Below are 2,736 nucleotides of genomic sequence, written 5' to 3'. Positions count from 1 at the left end.
TTAGAGCGTTTTCATCATAGCTGTACCCAGTTGAGGGTCAGCCTGAACCAGGCTTGAGCGTTGTCAGCAGATATTTCCTGAAGGGCTTCTGTGATTGCTTGGTCGAGGGCTTGTTCAGTCCGAGCTTTGGCGGAGCGGAGCAGCTGTTTGAACTTGGACCAGGCCTTTTCGATGGGGTTCAGGTCGGGCGAGTAAGGCGGCAGGTAAAGCAACTGCGCACCTGCGGCCTCGATCCGCTGCCGCACGCCGTCGACCTTGTGCGAACTGAGGTTGTCCATCGCCACCACATCTCCTGGAGTGAGGGCCGGGCAGAGGAAATGGTCCAGATAGGCGAGGAAGATATCCGTATCGGTGGCCGCGGCGACGGTCATCGTAGCGATCATGCCGCCCAGGCTCATCGCGCCCAGGATGGTGACGATCTGCCAGTCTCCTTCCGGCGTCCCTTCATGGATGCGCGCCCCGCCGAGGCAGCGCGCAAAGCGCCGCGTCATCGCGGTCGAGATCCCGCTTTCGTCAAGGAAGACGAGCCTTTTCGGATCGATCGCGAGGATGCGCTGGTGGAACTCGGCGCGACGGATACGGTTGGTTTCGGTGTCTCGTTCGACGGCGTGGAGCGACTTTTTTTCAGCCGCAGACCCAGCCGGACCACCCACAGGTGCACCAGCCCCCAACTCATCGAAACGCCCTTGTCCAAACGTATACGCTCCCGCAACTCGGCCAGAGTCAGGTCGGGCTGCGACTTGACCAAGCCGAGCATGTGCGTCTTGACCGGTTCGGTCACCTTGCTCAGGATTCCGTACCGCGATTGCGCAACACGCGCCTTTTGCCCAGTCGCAGCCTGCTGCAGGCGCAGTTTGCGAACATACTCCCAACTGACGCCAAAACGCTTGCCGAGCACACGACAACTGCCCTCGCCGCGCTCATCGGCTTCCAAAATCCTCACCCGCAGATCGTCCGAATAGGCTCGTCCCATCCTCGTCATCGCGGTCACTTCGCCAGAGAAAACAAGGATTACTCTTAGAATCGCTGCTGGGTATAGCTAGCTTGATTCTGCTCTAACTGAGGTATTTGCTCTGGATTCTGAGTAGAACGCCTTCAGGGAAGTTGAGATCGTCTCAGATATAAGAGATTCTGACGGCGCCAATGAAGAAGCACACTCGTGGAACAGAGCTGCCTTCAGTTTGGACTAAGGTGTGCAGCATAGATTAGGCTGCGTCGGGAACTTTCCGAAGAATCGAGCCGGTTAATGCGCGCATCACTCGGACTTCAACTTCCCGTGCGTGCTCTCACCGTTGTTTCTCTCAGCTTGTTAGCCGCCGAGAAGGGAATTTCGAAGACCGATTTGCCCGCGCCGGTTCAGAAAACCGCAGATCAGCAAACGAAGGGAGAGGAACGTTCGCGGCTATTCCAAAGAAATCGAAAACGGAAAAGTGGAATATGAAGTTCTGGCAATCGTCAATGGCCACGATCGGCTCTCTGGGTCCAGCGTCAGCAGCACTCTTATGTATTAACCGACCGCGCCTCGCCGAGCACCACCTTCACCGTCATCTGCCGCCGTCCGCGCAACACCGTCACGTTCACCGTATCGCCGGCTTGGTGCTTGTCCATCACCACGCTGATGTCCTGCGGATCGGTGATCTGCTGGCCATCGATCGCCACAATCAAATCGCCGCCGAGCATCACCGGCTGGTTGCCCACGTAAGCCTGCTGATTGCCTCCGTGCAATCCCGCTCGCTCTGCCGCTCCACCCGGAAGCACCTTCTGGATCAGCACGCCATAGTCTGCAGCCAATCCCATCTGGGACGCAAGGTCCGGCCCAATCGCATACGACGATATGCCCAGCGATGGCCGGCGCACCTGCCCGTAACGCGTCAGATCGGAAAGCACTGCCTTCGCCGTATTGATGGGAATTGCGAATCCGATGCCCGAGCTCTGCTCCGCGCCATTCGAAGCGATCATGGTGTTGATGCCGATGACCTCGCCGCGCGAATTAAGCAGTGGACCGCCGGAGTTGCCGGGATTGATCGCCGCATCGGTCTGGATCGCATCTTCGATTGGCGCTCCATCGCCGTTGCGGATGGAACGGATCGAGCTGATGATGCCCTGCGTCATGGTTCCGCTCAGCCCGAACGGATTGCCAATGGCATACACTTTTTCTCCAACCGCAACCTGGCTGGAATCGGCCAGGACCACCGGCTGCAGATCAGGCGCGTCGATTTTGAGCAGCGCCAGGTCGTGCACCTTGTCGCTTCCGATCACCGTAGCCTTGTAACTGCGCTTATTGCTCAGCTTCACTTCAATGCCCCGATTGGCGCCTTCTACCACGTGGTAGTTGGTGAGTACGTGGCCGGCCTTATCAAGAATGAATCCCGATCCCTGACCCTCTTGCGGCACAGTCCCATAGAAGAAGTCGAAGATTACAGCGCGCGAAGTTATGTTTACGACAGAAGGCAGCACATGCCGGTAGACGGAGATGTTGTTCTGCTCTTCCGCATCGAATTCAGGCGCAGCATGCGCCTCTGACAATTCCAGCGGCGAGCCGGGGACCCGCGTATTCGTGAGTGTAAGAGGATTCAGACCTCGAGGGAAATGAGTGGTGACAAACCAGAATCCACCTACGAGGAGAAGGACCAAAACAAACTGGCGCAGTTTCATAGCTCTCTTAACCTTGCAACCTTTCCATACGCTACCAACTCGTTACACCAGTTCCAAAGCAACCGGCGCAGGGTTCACACC

General features: G+C 57.6%; 3 protein-coding genes. All 3 read right to left on the bottom strand.

The window, feature by feature from the left end; genetic code table 11:
- Nucleotides 1-14: 14 nt before the first annotated feature.
- Nucleotides 15-542, bottom strand: coding sequence for an IS630 family transposase (locus WA354_RS08520; protein WP_472812577.1), 528 nt, complete (start codon nt 540-542; stop codon nt 15-17).
- The gene (locus tag WA354_RS08515; RefSeq protein WP_472812578.1) at nt 488-982 is read right to left on the bottom strand and encodes a hypothetical protein; all 495 of its coding nucleotides are present in this window, start codon (nt 980-982) and stop codon (nt 488-490) included. Before WA354_RS08515 ends, WA354_RS08520 begins: the two co-directional genes overlap by 55 nt.
- Nucleotides 983-1,500: 518 nt before the next feature.
- Nucleotides 1,501-2,655, bottom strand: a complete 1,155-nt coding sequence (locus WA354_RS08510; RefSeq protein WP_472812576.1) for a S1C family serine protease — start codon at nt 2,653-2,655, stop codon at nt 1,501-1,503.
- Between the last annotated feature and the right edge of the window lie 81 nt (nt 2,656-2,736).

Origin of the sequence: Occallatibacter sp., assembly GCF_049802275.1 — a bacterium.
In the GTDB taxonomy this organism is placed as follows: domain Bacteria; phylum Acidobacteriota; class Terriglobia; order Terriglobales; family Acidobacteriaceae; genus Telmatobacter.
The sequence above is the reverse complement of the archived record's forward strand: the minus strand, read 5'-3'. Positions and strand labels throughout refer to the sequence as shown.

Bases quoted from the DNA above. Each gene is read 5' to 3' on its own strand.
- WA354_RS08515 (WP_472812578.1), bottom strand. From the start codon at position 982: ATGACGAGGATGGGACGAGCCTATTCGGACGATCTGCGGGTGAGGATT.
- WA354_RS08510 (WP_472812576.1), bottom strand. From the start codon at position 2,655: ATGAAACTGCGCCAGTTTGTTTTGGTCCTTCTCCTCGTAGGTGGATTC.